Genomic DNA, 12,748 nt, shown 5'->3' on the forward strand with positions numbered 1-12,748 from the left:
GCGCCCCACGGCGGCGGTGAGCGCTTTTTTCTTCAGTCGAGGCCCGTGCAGGGCCGAACGTTCAGGCCGCGACCGTTTCGCGCGCCGGCACCGCTTGCGTTCCGACGGGCATGTGCTGCGCCCAGTCGATGATCTCGAGCGTGCCGTCGGCGTGCTCGGCCAGCGCCGTGAGGCTTTCCACCCAGTCGCCGTCGTTGCAGTACAGGATGCCGTCGATGTCGCGCATCTCGGCGTGGTGGATGTGGCCGCAGACCACGCCCTGCGCGCCGCGGTTGCGGGCCTCGCGGGCGACGGCGTTCTCGAAGTCGCCCACGTAGCTCACGGCGCGCTTGACCTTGCCCTTGAGGTACTTCGAGAGCGACCAGTACGGCAGCCCCATGCGCGCACGCAGCGAATTGAGGTGGCGGTTGAGCTTGAGCGTGAACTCATAAAGCGAGTCGCCCACGTAGGCCAGCCACTTGGCGCACTGGATCACGCCGTCAAACAAATCGCCGTGAATGATCCACAGCTTGCGACCGTCGGCGGTTTCGTGGATCCATTCGTCGGCCACGTCGATGCCGCCGAAGTTGTGGTTGAGGTACTTGCGGGCGAACTCGTCGTGATTGCCTGGAATGAAGATCACGCGCGTGCCCTTGCGCGCCTTGCGCAACAGCTTCTGGATCACGTCGTTGTGCGCCTGCGGCCAGTACCAGTGGCGCTTGAGCTGCCAGCCGTCGATGATGTCGCCGACCAGGAACAGGGTCTCGCACTCGGTGTACTTCAGGAAGTCGAGCAGTGCCCGCGCCTGGCAACCGGGCGTGCCCAGGTGCAGGTCGGAGATCCAGAGGGTGCGATAGCGCAGCGCCGGACGCGCCGAATCGTCGTCCTCCGGCTCGGGAGGCTGGATCGCGGTGTCGCGCCAGGCGCGAAGGAAAGCGTCGTCGCGTTGCATGGTCCGGCAGGTTCGCAGCCGCGCGTGACCGCATGATGGCGACTCCGTGACTTCCCCGTGACGCATGACCACGAGGCAACGCCACAATCGGGCGATGCGCTCTGGCCAGATCATCGTTCTCGTCTCCCCCGTGTTCTTTCTGCTGATCGCGATCGAGTTCGCGGTCGGTCGCGCGCGCGCCCGCCGCGGCACCGGCCAGGACACCTACCGCCTGGCCGACGCCGTGAACAGCATCGGGCTGGGCATGCTGAGCCAGATCAGCGCGGTGCTCACGGGGCTGCTGCGCATCGGCATCTACACGGCCGTGTACGCGGCAGTGGCGCTCTTTCCGCAAGACGCGGCGCGCGAGTTCTGGACCACCTGGTACGGCTGGCTGCTGGCGCTGGTGTTCTACGACTTCTGCTACTACTGGCTGCACCGCATGGGCCACGAATCGGCCGTGCTGTGGGCCGCGCACGTGGTGCACCACCAGAGCCAGCACTACAACCTGTCGACCGCGCTGCGCCAGACCTCGAGCGGCGCGCTGCTGGGCTGGGTCTTCTATCTGCCGATGGCCGTGGCGGGCGTGCCGCCGCTGGTGTTCGTCGTGGTGTCGCTCATCGACCTGCTTTACCAGTTCTGGGTGCACACCGAGCAGGTCGGCAAGCTCGGCTGGTTCGACCGCTGGTTCTGCTCGCCCTCGAACCACCGCGTGCACCACGCGGTGAACGACACCTACCTCGACCGTAACTACGGCGGCGTGCTGATCGTGTGGGACCGCCTCTTCGGCACCTTCCGCGAGGAGGACGAGCGCTGCGTGTACGGCACGCGCGGCGAGCTGAAAAGCTGGGACCCGCTGTGGGCCAACGCCGAGGTCTACTGGGCGCTCGCCAGGGATTCATGGCATGCGCGCCGCTGGTCCGACAAGCTGCGCGTGTGGTTCAAGCCGCCCGGCTGGCGCCCGGCCGACGTGGCGGCGCGCTACCCGAAGCCCGCTTTCGACATCGCGAAGGTCACGCGCTACGAGCCCGTGGTGAGCCGCGGCGTGCAGTGGTTCGCGGGCCTGCAGTTTCTCGGGCTGCTGGTCGCGGTGACGGTGTTCCTCTGGTTTTCCGACGCCCTGCCGTTGCCGCAGGCCGCCGTCTGGCTGGCCGCGCTGACGGCCGGGCTGTGGGCGGTCGGCGCGGTGCTGCAGGGTCGGCTCTCGGTCACCGAAGTGCTGCTGGTCGAGGCGGCTGCACTGGCCACGGCGAGCGCGGCGCTGGGCATCGGCTGGCTGCACCTCGTCTGCAAGCCGCTGGCCTTGGTGATCGCCATCGTCTTCGCGGCCCGGCGCGCGCAACAGCAGGCCGGCGGCGTGACGCGCTTCGATGCATTGCTGCTCACCGGCCTGGTCGCCTCGCTCGTGGGTGACGTGCTGCTGATGGGGCCGGCGAACCTGTTCGTGCCCGGGCTCGTGTGCTTCCTGCTCGCGCACCTGGCGTACATCGCGCTGTTCCGCATCGGCGTCGGCCTCTTCCCGCGACCCCGCGCACTGGCGGCCACGCTGCTGATCGGCGCGGGCATGTACGCCTTCCTGTGGCAGGGCGGCCTGCCGGTGGCGCTGCGCATCCCGGTCGGGTTCTACGTGGTGGTGATCGCCTGCATGGCGGCACAGGCGATCGGACGTGCGGCGGTGCTGCGTTCAAGCGACCCGGCCGCGCTGTGGGTGGCGGTGGGCGCCTGCTTCTTCATGCTGAGCGACGCGCTGCTGGCGATCAACCGGTTTGTGTCGCCGCTGCCGCTGGCGTCGCTGTGGGTGCTGTCTACCTATTACGTGGCGCAGATGTTGATCGTGCGGCACGTCCGTCGGCCGGGGGCCTGACTTTCTGTCTTTCTCCCTCCCCTTCCGGGGGAGGGGCGGGGTGGGGGCACGCAGCGCATCCATCGGGCGCTCTGCCCGCCCCCCTCCCAACCTTCCCCCAGAGGAGGAAGGAGCAAGAAAGCGACGCGCTTCTATGCCACCGTCGGCGAGCCAATCTCGAACGATGCCGTCTGGATGAGGCCCTGGCGGACCACGTAGACGCACACCATCTCCACGGTGCCGATCCCCTCCGGGAAGTTGCGTGTCACCACTTCATGGTCGATCACGACGTTCCCCATGACCGAGCGCTGCAGCAGGCGTGCATGCAGGTCAGGCTCGGCAAAGCGAATCGCGGTTCGGGCGCGCAACTCGGCATGACCGGCCGCCAGCAGCTTGCCTGCCAGTTCGAATTGCCTGGCGTCCTCGGCATAGGTAGCCAACCACGCGTCGAGGTCCTTGGCGTTGTAGGCGGCCAGTTGGCGCTGCACCACGGCTTCGGGGGGCGGATCGAGGGCCATGGACTCCAGTCTTCGTTCGACAGCGCAGCCCGGCGTCTTATTCCGCGCAGCGCTGAATCTCCACCGTCGAATGCCGAATCTCCTCGTGCATCGAGAAGCACGCCCGCACCTGGTCGGCGGTGAGCGTGGCCGAATGCGTCACCACCGTGAGCGCGCAGGCGTACGCATCGCGGCCGACGCGCCAGACGTGCAGGTCGGCCACGCGGGTTTCGGAGTCGGCCAGCATCGTCTCGACGCCTTCGCGAATTTCGGCGGTGACGGGGTGGTCCATCTCGCGGTCGAGCAGGACCTTGCCGGTTTCCTTCAGCAGGCCCTTGGCCCAGACGGCGACGAGCACGGCGCCGACGATGCCCATGGCCGGGTCGAGCCAGGACCAGCCGTAGAACCAGCCGCCCAGCAGCGCCGCGATGGCAAGCACCGAGGTGGCGGCGTCGGCCACCACGTGCAGGTAGGCGGAGCGCAGGTTGAGGTCGTGGCCGTGCGAGTGATCGTGGTCATGGTGATCATGGCCGTGGTGGTCGTGCCCATGGCCGTGGTGATCATGCGAATGCCCCAGCAGCCGCGCGCAGACCAGGTTCACCACCAGGCCCAGCACCGCGATCGAGATCGCTTCGGGGTAGTGGATGGCCACGGGCGACCACAGCCGCTCCAGCGAGCCGACCACCATGAGCGCGGCGACGCCGAGCAGCAGCAGCGCGCTCGCGAAGCCGCCGAGCACTTCGATCTTCCAGGTGCCGAAGGCAAAGCGCGGGTCGCGGGCGTAGCGCCGTGCGGCCGCGTAGGCAAAGGCGCTCAGGCCGATGGCCAGCGCGTGCGAGCTCATGTGCCAGCCGTCGGCCAGGAGCGCCATGGAGTTGAACCACCAGCCGGCGCCGATTTCGACCACCATCATCGCGGCGGTGATCCACATCACGAGGCGGGTGCTGCGTTCGGCGGCGGCATTGCCCGCGCCGAAATGGTGGTCGTGCTGCCAGGCGCTCAGGTCGTGGGTGTGCATGGAATCTCCGTCAGGCGCCGAAAAGGTCTTGTCCGTCCGAGCGGCTCGAGGGCGGCGTCACGCCCAGGTGGCGGTAGGCCGCGAGCGTGGCGATGCGCCCGCGCGGCGTGCGTTGCAGATAACCCTGCTGGATGAGGTAGGGCTCGATCACGTCTTCGATGGTGTCGCGCTCTTCGCCGATGCTGGCGGCCACGTTGTCCAGGCCGACCGGGCCACCGTCGAAGCGGTGGATCACGGCCTCGAGCAGCTTCCTGTCCATGAGATCGAAGCCTTGCGGATCGACGTCGAGCATGGCCAGCGCCTTGTGGGCGATGTCTTCGGTGATGCGGCCATCGCCCTTCACCTCGGCGTAGTCGCGCACGCGGCGCAGCAGGCGATTGGCGATGCGGGGCGTGCCGCGCGAACGGCGCGCGATCTCGAAGCCGCCGGCCGCGTCGGTCTCGACCTTGAGCAGGCGGGCGCTGCGGGTCACGATGAGCGCGAGTTCTTCGGGCGTATAGAACTCCAGCCGCGCGACGATGCCGAAGCGGTCGCGCAGCGGGTTGGTCAGCATGCCGGCGCGGGTGGTGGCCCCCACCAGCGTGAAGGGCTGCAGGTCGAGCTTGATGCTGCGCGCCGCGGGGCCCTCGCCGATCATGATGTCGATCTGGTAGTCCTCCAGCGCGGGGTACAAAATTTCTTCGACGACCGGGCTCAGGCGGTGAATTTCGTCGATGAAGAGCACGTCGTTGGGCTCGAGGTTGGTCAGCAATGCCGCCAGGTCCTTGGGCTTCTCGAGCACCGGGCCCGAGGTCTGGCGCAGGTTGACGCCCAGTTCGGCCGCAATGATGTGCGACAGCGTGGTCTTGCCCAGGCCCGGCGGGCCGAACAGCAGCACGTGGTCGAGCGCCTCTTTGCGCTTGCGCGCCGCACCGATGAAGATCTCGAGCTGCTCGCGCACCTTGGCCTGGCCGACGTACTCGTCGAGCAGCTTGGGCCGCAGGGCCCGCTCGATCGCCTCCTCGTTGGGCGAGGCCGGGGCGGCGGACACCACGCGTTGCGGGGCGGGGGCGAAATCGTCGGTCTGGATGGTCATTGGGGGTGGGTGTTCACAGACGAGTTTAGTCCCGGCGCTGCGCCGGGCCGCCCCAAGCAAGCGAGCGCCCCCTCGGGGGGCAGCGAGGACACGAAGTGCCGAGCGTGGGGGCCACTTTTCACACTGGCAGAATGCCTGTAGAACATAACAAGAGAGGGAAGTCAGAACGTGTCCATCTACGAACTGAAACCGCGTTTCCAGGCCTTGCTGCGACCGCTCGTGGTCCGGCTGCATGCGATGGGCGTGACGGCCAACCAGGTGACGCTGGCGGCCTGCGCGGTGTCGGTCGGGCTCGGGCTCTGGCTGTTCTTCGCCGCGCCCTCTCTGGCCGCCTTCGGCCTGATCCCCGCTTGGATGTTCCTGCGCATGGCCTTCAACGCCATCGACGGCATGCTGGCGCGCGAACACCACCAGCAAAGCAAGCTGGGCGCCTTCCTCAACGAACTCACCGACGTGGTCTCCGACGCCGCGCTCTACCTTCCCTTCGTGCTCGTGGCGCCGTTCGCGCCGTTCTGGGTCGGCACGGTCATCGTGCTGGCCGGGCTGAGCGAATTCGCCGGCGCGCTGGGCCCGACGGTGGGCGCCTCGCGCCGCTACGACGGGCCGATGGGCAAGAGCGACCGGGCCTTCGTGTTCGGTGCGCTCGGGTTGTACGTGGCCCTCGGCGGGCCGCTGCCGGGCTGGACCGCCCTCCTGATGCCGCTCGTGGCTGCGCTGGTGGCCTGGACGGTCGTCAACCGCATCCGCCGCGCGCTGGCCGAGGCTGAAGCCCCCGCTGCCTGAAACATCCCCACACACATAAGCAAAGAAGAACCTTCTTCATGACCCTTTCCACACCCCGCGTCGCCGCCGAACACCACTTCCGCACGCACGACGGCGAATCGCTGTTCTACCGCCACTGGCCGGCCACCAGCGGTACCCGGCGCGGTGCCGTGCTGCTGTTCCACCGCGGCCATGAGCACGGCGCGCGCATGGCGCACCTGGTCGACGAGCTGAACCTGCCCGACTTCGACTTCTTCGCCTGGGACGCGCGCGGCCACGGCCGCTCGCCGGGCCCGCGCGGCTACAGCCCCAGCTTCGGCACCTCGGTGCGCGACGTGCAGACCTTCGTGCAGCACATCGGCAGCGCGCACGGCGTGCCCGAGCACGACATCCACGTGGTCGCGCAGAGCGTCGGCGCGGTGCTCATCGCCACCTGGGCGCACGACTACGCCCCCAAGGTGCGCGGCCTCACGCTGGCCTCGCCGGCCTTCAAGGTCAAGCTCTACGTGCCGTTCGCGCGGCCGGGGCTGGCGCTCATGCACAAGCTGCGCGGGCTGTTCTTCGTGAACAGCTACGTGAAGCCGAAGTTCCTCACGCACGACCCCGAGCGCATCGAGAGCTACAAGAATGACCCGCTGATCTCGCGCCCCATTGCCGTCAACATCCTGCTGGGCCTGTACGAGGCGGCCGACCGCGTGGTGGCCGACGCCAACGCGATCACGCTGCCGGTGCAGCTGCTCATTTCGGGCGCCGACTGGGTGGTGCACCACAAGCCGCAGCACCAGTTCTTCGACCGGCTGGGCAGCGTCGTGAAGACGAAGACGGTGCTGCCGGGCTTCTTCCACGACACGCTGGGCGAGAAAGACCGGGCGCCCGCGGTGGCGTCGATCCGCGAATTCATCCTGCAGCGCTTCGACGAGCCGGCCGTGCCGGTCGACCTGCGCGAAGCGCACCTGAGCGGCCACACGGCCGACGAATCGCGTGCGCTGGCCGAACCGCTCTCGCCACTGTCGCCGCGCGGCGCCTACTGGGCCATGACGCGCGGCGGGCTGCGCGTGGGCGGTGCGATGTCCAGCGGCGTGGCGCTGGGCCACGCCACCGGCTTCGACTCGGGCAGCACGCTCGACTACGTCTACCGCAACCAGCCGCAGGGCAAGGGCGCGCTGGGCCGTTCGGTCGACCGCACCTACCTCGACTCCATCGGCTGGCGCGGCATCCGCCAGCGCAAGGTCCACGTCGAAGAGTTGCTGCGCATCGCGATGGAGCGGCTGGTCGAGATGCACCGCGAGGTGCGGCTCATGGACATCGCGGCCGGCCACGGCCGCTACGTGCTCGACGCGGTGCTGGCCAGCCCGGTGAAGGCCAGCTCGGTCCTGCTGCGCGACTACAGCGACATCAACGTGCGCGACGGCACGGCCCTCATCGCCGAGAAGGGCCTGGAAGACATCGCCCAGTTCGTGCAGGCCGACGCCTTCGACCGCGTGAGCCTTGCCAGCGTGACGCCGCGGCCCACGCTGGCCGTGGTCTCGGGCCTGTACGAGCTGTTTCCCGACAACGAGATGGTGCGCCGCTCGCTCGCGGGCGTGGGCGACGCGGTGGAAGACCGGGGCTACCTGGTCTACACCGGCCAGCCCTGGCACCCGCAGCTCGAAATGATCGCCCGCGCGCTCACCAGCCACCGCCAGGGCGAAGCCTGGGTGATGCGCCGGCGCACGCAGGCCGAGATGGACCAGCTGGTCGAAGAGGCGGGCTTCCGCAAGATCGACCAGCGCGTCGACGAGTGGGGGATCTTCACGGTGTCGCTGGCGGTGCGCGTCGCGCAATGAGCGCCCGGCTGGCGCCCCGGCCTTGGAAACGCGCCGCCGCGTGGCTGGTGTTCCTGGGGCCGCTGTTCTACGCCACCTACGGCTTCGCCAACTGGTGGGCCACCACGCGCGCCAGCGTGCCCTCGATGGCCTTCGACTGGGAGCGGCAGGTGCCTTTCTGGGCCTGGACGATCTTTCCGTACTGGACCATCAACGTCTTCTACGCGCTGTCGCTGTTCCTGGCGCGCGACCGCCACACGCTCGACCGGCATGCGCTGCGGCTCGTGAGCGCCACGCTCATCGCCTGCACCTGCTTCATCTTCTGGCCGCTGCACTTCAGCTTCGGCCAGCCGCCGGTGGAGGGCGCACCGGCCTTCCTGTTCAATGCGCTGCGCGGCTTCGACCAGCCGTACAACCAGGCGCCCTCGCTGCACATCGCGCTGGCCGTGATCCTGTGGGACTGGTACCGGCGCTTCATCCGGCCGCTGTGGGCGCGGCTCGTGCTGCATGTGTGGGCCTTCGCGATCTGCGCTTCGGTGCTCACGACCTGGCAGCACCACTTCATCGACGTTCCAACCGGCGCGCTGCTCGGCATCTTCTGCGTGTGGCTGTGGCCGATGGCGCGACGGGTGTCGATGCTGCGCGCGTGGCGCCTCGCGCGCGATCCGCAGCGGCTGAAGCTCGCGGGCTTCTATGCCGTGGGCGCGGCGCTGTGCCTGTTCGCGGCGCTGGCGACGGGTGGCGTGGTGTTGTGGCTCGCGTGGCCGGCGGCAGCACTCGTGCTGGTGGCGCTCAACTACCTCGGCTTCGGCGCGCGCGGCTTCCAGATGGACGGCCACGGCCGCATGGGCTGGGCGGCGCGCTGGCTGTTGGCGCCCTACCGCCTGGGCGCGGCTTTCAATGTGTGGCTCTGGACACGCAAGCTGCCCGCCTCGGTCGAGGTGGTGCCGGGCCTGCGCCTGGGCCGTCGCCCCACGCAGGCCGAATGGCTGGCCGCCGGCCAGCCCCGGCTCGTGAGCCTGTGCGCCGAGCTGCAACTGCCGGCCGGCGTGCCGCCCACCCATGCGCGCTGCGTGCCGCTGCTCGACCTCGTGGTGCCGCCGCCCGTGCGCCTGCGCCGCGCCGCGGCCGTCATCGAAGGCCAGCGCCGCGCGGCGCTGGCCGACGGCTCGGCCGTGTGGGTCTGCTGCGCCCTGGGCTTCTCGCGCAGCGCCGCCGCCGTGATCGCCTGGCTGGGCCGCGACCATGGCCTGGCGCAGGCCGAAGACACCGTGCGCCGTGCACGCCCGCAGATCGTGCTGCGCGCCGCCTGGCGTGCCGCACTCGAACCCCTTGGAACACCTTCGCGCCATGACTGACAACGAACGCGCCACCTGCACCGCCCTGGCCGGCCTGCTGCGCGCGGCGGCCGTGCTCGCCTTCCTGGGCCTCGCGCTCACCTGCATCGCCGCGCTGGTGCTGGCGCTCACGCTGCGCGGGCTGTCGAACACCGCCATCCTGGCCTTTGCCGCGGTGATGGTGCTGGGCGTGATCGAACGCTACTTCGCCTTCCGGCTGCGGCTGGACCAGGCGCTGTTCGAAGGCCTGGCCAACGGCCAGATCGCCTCGCTGGGCGCGCTGGACAACGCGCTCTCCGTGCTCGGGCTGCGCGACCCGCCGCCCCACCCCAGCGCCCGCGCGCTCGCCGACCGCGTGCAGGGAACCCGCCAACTGATGCAGCGCCACGCCATCGTGATCGCCGGCCAGAACGCGCTCTTCCTGCTCGCCCTCATGACACAGGAAATCGCTTGAACAACGACAACGGCAACAACAAGAACGACAGCAGCGACGACAGCGCCCGGCCCAGTGCCATCGTGCGCCGCGGCCTCGCGGTGGTGGCGGGCCAGCTCATCATCGGCGCGGCCGGCCTGCTGACCGGCGTGCGCGCCCTCTGGTCGGGCACCACGCCCAAGGCCGAGCAGACGCTGTACTTCGCCAACCACACGAGCCACGGCGACTTCGTGCTGCTGTGGGCCACGCTGCCCTCCGACCTGCGCGCGCTCACGCGGCCCGTGGCCGGGCAGGACTACTGGGAGGCCTCGAAGCTGCGCAACTTCATCGGCAAGGACGTGTTCAATGCGCTCATGATCCGCCGCGACGGCTCGGGCCAGGGCGGCAACCCGGTCGACCAGATGAAGGAGGCGCTGGAAGGCGGCGACTCGCTCATCATGTTCCCCGAAGGCACGCGCAACACGGGCGACGACATCCTGCTGCCGCTCAAGAGCGGCCTCTTCCACCTGGCACGCGCCTGCCCCACCGTGCGGCTGGTGCCGGTGTGGATCGAGAACCTCAAACGCGTGCTGCCCAAGGGCACGCTGGTGCCGATTCCGCTGGCCTGCACGGTGCGCTTCGGCGCCCCGATCCAGCTCGAAGAAGGCGAAGACAAGGTCGCCTTTCTCGCCCGCGCACGCACCGCCATGCTCGACCTGCGCCCCGAGTACGACCGCATCGAACAAAACGGAGGGACCGCCTCGTGATCGAACTCTCTCCCTTCGCCTGGACCACCTTCAAGCTCTTCGGCGGCGTCTTCGGCGTGCTGGTGCTGGCCTCTTCGATCGGCGCGCTGCTCAAGTGGCGCGTGGCGCACGGCCAGCCGCACTCGGTGATCGACAACCTCAACTCGCGCGTCAACGCGTGGTGGGTGATGGTGGCAGTGATCGGCCTGGCCTTTGCCTTCGGCAAGGGCGGCGTGATCGTGCTGTTCTACCTGATCTCGTTCTATGCGCTGCGCGAGTTCATCAGCCTGGCCTACACGCGGCGCGGCGACCACGGCGCCATCGCGCTGGCCTTCTTCGTCGCGCTGCCGGGCCAGTACTTCCTGATCTGGATCGACTGGTACGGGCTGTACTCGATCTACATCCCGGTCTACGCCTTCCTGCTGCTGCCCATCCTGGCGGCCGTGGGCGGCGACACGCAGCGCTTTCTCGAACGCACCTCGAAGATCCAGTGGGGCCTGATGGTGTGCGTGTTCTGCATCAGCCACGTGCCGGCGCTGCTCACGCTGCAGATCCCGGGCTTCGAGGGCCGCAACCTGCTGCTGATCGCGTTCCTCGTCATCGTGGTGCAGGGCAGCGACGTGCTGCAGTACGTGTGGGGCAAGCTCTTCGGCAAACGCAAGGTGGCGCCCGAACTCTCGCCTTCCAAGACCTGGGAAGGCCTGATCGGCGGTGTGGCCAGCGCCACCGCGATGGGCGCGGCGCTGTACTGGGCCACGCCCTTCAACCCGTGGCAGGCCGCGCTCATGGCCTTCATGATCTGCCTCCTGGGCTTCTTCGGCGGGCTCGTGATGTCGGCCATCAAGCGCGACCGCGGCGTGAAAGACTGGGGCTCCATGATCGAAGGCCACGGCGGCATGCTCGACCGGCTCGACTCGGTGATCTTCGCGGCGCCGATCTACTTCCACGCGCTGCGCTACTGGTGGGTGCCGTGAGCCCGGCGGCGAAGAAGACAGCGGTCAAGGTGGACCGCATCGTCGACGACACGCCGCTGGAATGCACCAACGCGGCGGAGCTGCTGCGTTGGTACAAGAAACACCATGCGAGCCACGCCGGCGTCTGGCTGCGCATCGCGAAGAAGGCCAGCGGCATCGCGTCCGTCGACCACCCCGAGGCGCTGGAGATCGCGCTGTGCTTCGGCTGGATCGACGGCCAGCGCAAGAGCCAGGACGCGCAGTTCTTTTTGCAGCGCTTCACGCCGCGCACCGCGCGCAGCATCTGGTCGAAGATCAACCGCGACAAGGTGCTGAAGCTCATCGACGACGGCCGCATGCAGGCCGGCGGCCTGGCCGAGGTGGAGCGCGCCCGCGCCGACGGCCGCTGGGCCGCGGCCTACGACGCCGCGAGCGTGGCGACCGTGCCCCCCGACCTGCAGGCCGCGCTCGATGCGAACCGCACCGCCAAGGCCTTCTTCGCCACGCTCGATGCGCGCAACCGCTATGCGGTGCTGTTCCGCACGCAGGGCGCGAAGAAGCCCGAGACGCGCGCCCGTCGCATCGCGCAGTTCGTCGAGATGCTCGCCAAGGGCGAGAAGATCCACCCCTGAGCTGACGCCACGCCGCTCACTGCGGCCCGGTGCCGGTCGCGATGACCGTGAGCTTGTCGGGGTCGACGATGCGGATGCGCTTGTAGCTCATGTCGATCACGCCTTCGGCGACCAGCCGGCCCAGCTCCTTGTTGATGGTCTGACGCGACAGCCCGAGCATCGCCGCGAGGTCGTTCTGCGACAGGCGCACCGGCAGGCTCGCCGCCGCCTTCACCTGCATGCCGTAGAAGTGGATCACGCTCATCAGCGTGGCCGCCACGCGCCCGCGCACCGAGTTGAGCATCTGGTTCTGCAGCAGCACCACGCTCAGCCGCTGGCGCTGCAGCGCCATCTTGGCCACGTCGCGCCACAGCACGGGCTCGGCGTCGAGCAGCGCGATCACGGCGTCGCTCGGCAGGTGGACGATCACCGAGTCTTCGTGTGCGTGGTAGTCGTAGGGCAGCGGCACGTCGGCGAGCAGGCGCACCAGCGGCGCCACCTGCCCGGGCCCGAGCAGCGCGTTGACGTACTTGCGCCCCTGCGAACTCATGCTGCTGATTTCGAGGCAGCCCGACACCACCGCCAGCAGCTCGCGCTTGCGGCGGTCGCGCGCCAGCACCTGCGTGCGGCGACGGTAGCGCACCAGGCGCGCCGACTTCATCAGCTCGGCGCGCAGCGCGTCGGGCCAGTGCGAGAACAGCTCGTTCCAGCGCAGCGCGCGGTCGAGCAGGTCGGCGCACGATTCGTCGTCTGGTGCGTCTTTGGGGGTGGAAACGGTC

The 12,748-nt window shown here is 69.0% G+C and carries 13 protein-coding genes; 8 read left to right on the plus strand and 5 right to left on the minus strand.

The window, feature by feature from the left end; all coding sequences use genetic code 11:
• Positions 1–61 precede the first annotated feature (61 nt).
• Positions 62–931 (minus strand): UDP-2,3-diacylglucosamine diphosphatase, encoded by an 870-nt coding sequence (locus CLU95_RS11100; RefSeq protein ID WP_099793074.1) that lies wholly within the window; start codon positions 929–931, stop codon positions 62–64.
• Positions 932–1,025: 94 nt separating this feature from the next.
• Between CLU95_RS11100 and CLU95_RS11105 the strand changes: the two genes are divergently transcribed.
• The gene (locus CLU95_RS11105) at positions 1,026–2,774 is read left to right on the plus strand and encodes a lysoplasmalogenase family protein (protein WP_099793076.1); all 1,749 of its coding nucleotides are present in this window, start codon (positions 1,026–1,028) and stop codon (positions 2,772–2,774) included.
• Between the two features lie 131 nt (positions 2,775–2,905).
• On the opposite strand, the gene CLU95_RS11110 is transcribed toward CLU95_RS11105, so the two are convergent.
• Genes CLU95_RS11110 through ruvB form a run of 3 tightly spaced genes read right to left on the minus strand, consistent with a single transcriptional unit; the run spans position 2,906 to position 5,343 of the window.
• Positions 2,906–3,271, minus strand: coding sequence for a nuclear transport factor 2 family protein (locus CLU95_RS11110; protein WP_099793078.1), 366 nt, complete (start codon positions 3,269–3,271; stop codon positions 2,906–2,908).
• A gap of 37 nt (positions 3,272–3,308) precedes the next feature.
• A complete protein-coding gene (dmeF, locus tag CLU95_RS11115; RefSeq protein WP_099793080.1) occupies positions 3,309–4,268 on the minus strand; it encodes a CDF family Co(II)/Ni(II) efflux transporter DmeF in 960 nt (319 codons plus the stop codon).
• A 10-nt stretch (positions 4,269–4,278) separates the two neighbouring features.
• On the minus strand, positions 4,279–5,343 hold the full coding sequence (gene ruvB / locus CLU95_RS11120; protein ID WP_099793082.1) for a Holliday junction branch migration DNA helicase RuvB: 1,065 nt from the start codon (positions 5,341–5,343) through the stop codon (positions 4,279–4,281).
• A 168-nt stretch (positions 5,344–5,511) separates the two neighbouring features.
• Here ruvB and CLU95_RS11125 point away from each other — a divergent pair, with 168 nt between their 5' ends.
• Genes CLU95_RS11125 through CLU95_RS11155 form a run of 7 tightly spaced genes read left to right on the plus strand, consistent with a single transcriptional unit; the run spans position 5,512 to position 11,990 of the window.
• Positions 5,512–6,126, plus strand: coding sequence for a CDP-alcohol phosphatidyltransferase family protein (locus tag CLU95_RS11125; RefSeq protein ID WP_099793084.1), 615 nt, complete (start codon positions 5,512–5,514; stop codon positions 6,124–6,126).
• Positions 6,127–6,164: 38 nt separating this feature from the next.
• Positions 6,165–7,931: a bifunctional alpha/beta hydrolase/class I SAM-dependent methyltransferase gene (locus tag CLU95_RS11130; RefSeq protein ID WP_099793085.1), complete on the plus strand. Its 1,767-nt coding sequence runs from the start codon at positions 6,165–6,167 to the stop codon at positions 7,929–7,931.
• Positions 7,928–9,268, plus strand: a complete 1,341-nt coding sequence (locus CLU95_RS11135) for a phosphatase PAP2/dual specificity phosphatase family protein (protein WP_099793087.1) — start codon at positions 7,928–7,930, stop codon at positions 9,266–9,268. The genes CLU95_RS11130 and CLU95_RS11135 overlap by 4 nt, the downstream gene beginning before the upstream one ends.
• Entirely contained in the window at positions 9,261–9,701 is a 441-nt protein-coding gene (locus CLU95_RS11140) for a hypothetical protein (RefSeq protein WP_099793089.1), read from the plus strand. The genes CLU95_RS11135 and CLU95_RS11140 overlap by 8 nt, the downstream gene beginning before the upstream one ends.
• A gap of 59 nt (positions 9,702–9,760) precedes the next feature.
• Positions 9,761–10,426: a lysophospholipid acyltransferase family protein gene (locus CLU95_RS11145; RefSeq protein ID WP_099797220.1), complete on the plus strand. Its 666-nt coding sequence runs from the start codon at positions 9,761–9,763 to the stop codon at positions 10,424–10,426.
• On the plus strand, positions 10,423–11,379 hold the full coding sequence (locus CLU95_RS11150) for a phosphatidate cytidylyltransferase (protein ID WP_099793091.1): 957 nt from the start codon (positions 10,423–10,425) through the stop codon (positions 11,377–11,379). The genes CLU95_RS11145 and CLU95_RS11150 overlap by 4 nt, the downstream gene beginning before the upstream one ends.
• Positions 11,376–11,990 (plus strand): YdeI/OmpD-associated family protein, encoded by a 615-nt coding sequence (locus CLU95_RS11155; RefSeq protein ID WP_373670031.1) that lies wholly within the window; start codon positions 11,376–11,378, stop codon positions 11,988–11,990. Before CLU95_RS11150 ends, CLU95_RS11155 begins: the two co-directional genes overlap by 4 nt.
• Positions 11,991–12,006: 16 nt before the next feature.
• Here the strand turns inward: CLU95_RS11155 and CLU95_RS11160 are convergent, their stop codons facing one another.
• Positions 12,007–12,630, minus strand: a complete 624-nt coding sequence (locus CLU95_RS11160; RefSeq protein WP_257214601.1) for a Crp/Fnr family transcriptional regulator — start codon at positions 12,628–12,630, stop codon at positions 12,007–12,009.
• Positions 12,631–12,748: the final 118 nt, after the last annotated feature.

Origin of the sequence: Variovorax sp. 54 (genome assembly GCF_002754375.1) — a bacterium.
In the GTDB taxonomy this organism is placed as follows: Bacteria; Pseudomonadota; Gammaproteobacteria; order Burkholderiales; family Burkholderiaceae_C; genus Variovorax.

Excerpts from the sequence above, each read along its gene's own strand:
- CLU95_RS11100 (WP_099793074.1), bottom strand. The coding sequence starts at position 931 with ATGCAACGCGACGACGCTTTCCTTCGCGCCTGGCGCGACACCGCGATC.
- CLU95_RS11105 (WP_099793076.1), top strand. The coding sequence starts at position 1,026 with ATGCGCTCTGGCCAGATCATCGTTCTCGTCTCCCCCGTGTTCTTTCTG.
- CLU95_RS11110 (WP_099793078.1), bottom strand. The coding sequence starts at position 3,271 with ATGGCCCTCGATCCGCCCCCCGAAGCCGTGGTGCAGCGCCAACTGGCC.
- dmeF (WP_099793080.1), bottom strand. The coding sequence starts at position 4,268 with ATGCACACCCACGACCTGAGCGCCTGGCAGCACGACCACCATTTCGGC.
- ruvB (WP_099793082.1), bottom strand. The coding sequence starts at position 5,343 with ATGACCATCCAGACCGACGATTTCGCCCCCGCCCCGCAACGCGTGGTG.
- CLU95_RS11130 (WP_099793085.1), top strand. The coding sequence starts at position 6,165 with ATGACCCTTTCCACACCCCGCGTCGCCGCCGAACACCACTTCCGCACG.
- CLU95_RS11135 (WP_099793087.1), top strand. The coding sequence starts at position 7,928 with ATGAGCGCCCGGCTGGCGCCCCGGCCTTGGAAACGCGCCGCCGCGTGG.
- CLU95_RS11140 (WP_099793089.1), top strand. The coding sequence starts at position 9,261 with ATGACTGACAACGAACGCGCCACCTGCACCGCCCTGGCCGGCCTGCTG.
- CLU95_RS11160 (WP_257214601.1), bottom strand. The coding sequence starts at position 12,630 with ATGAAGTCGGCGCGCCTGGTGCGCTACCGTCGCCGCACGCAGGTGCTG.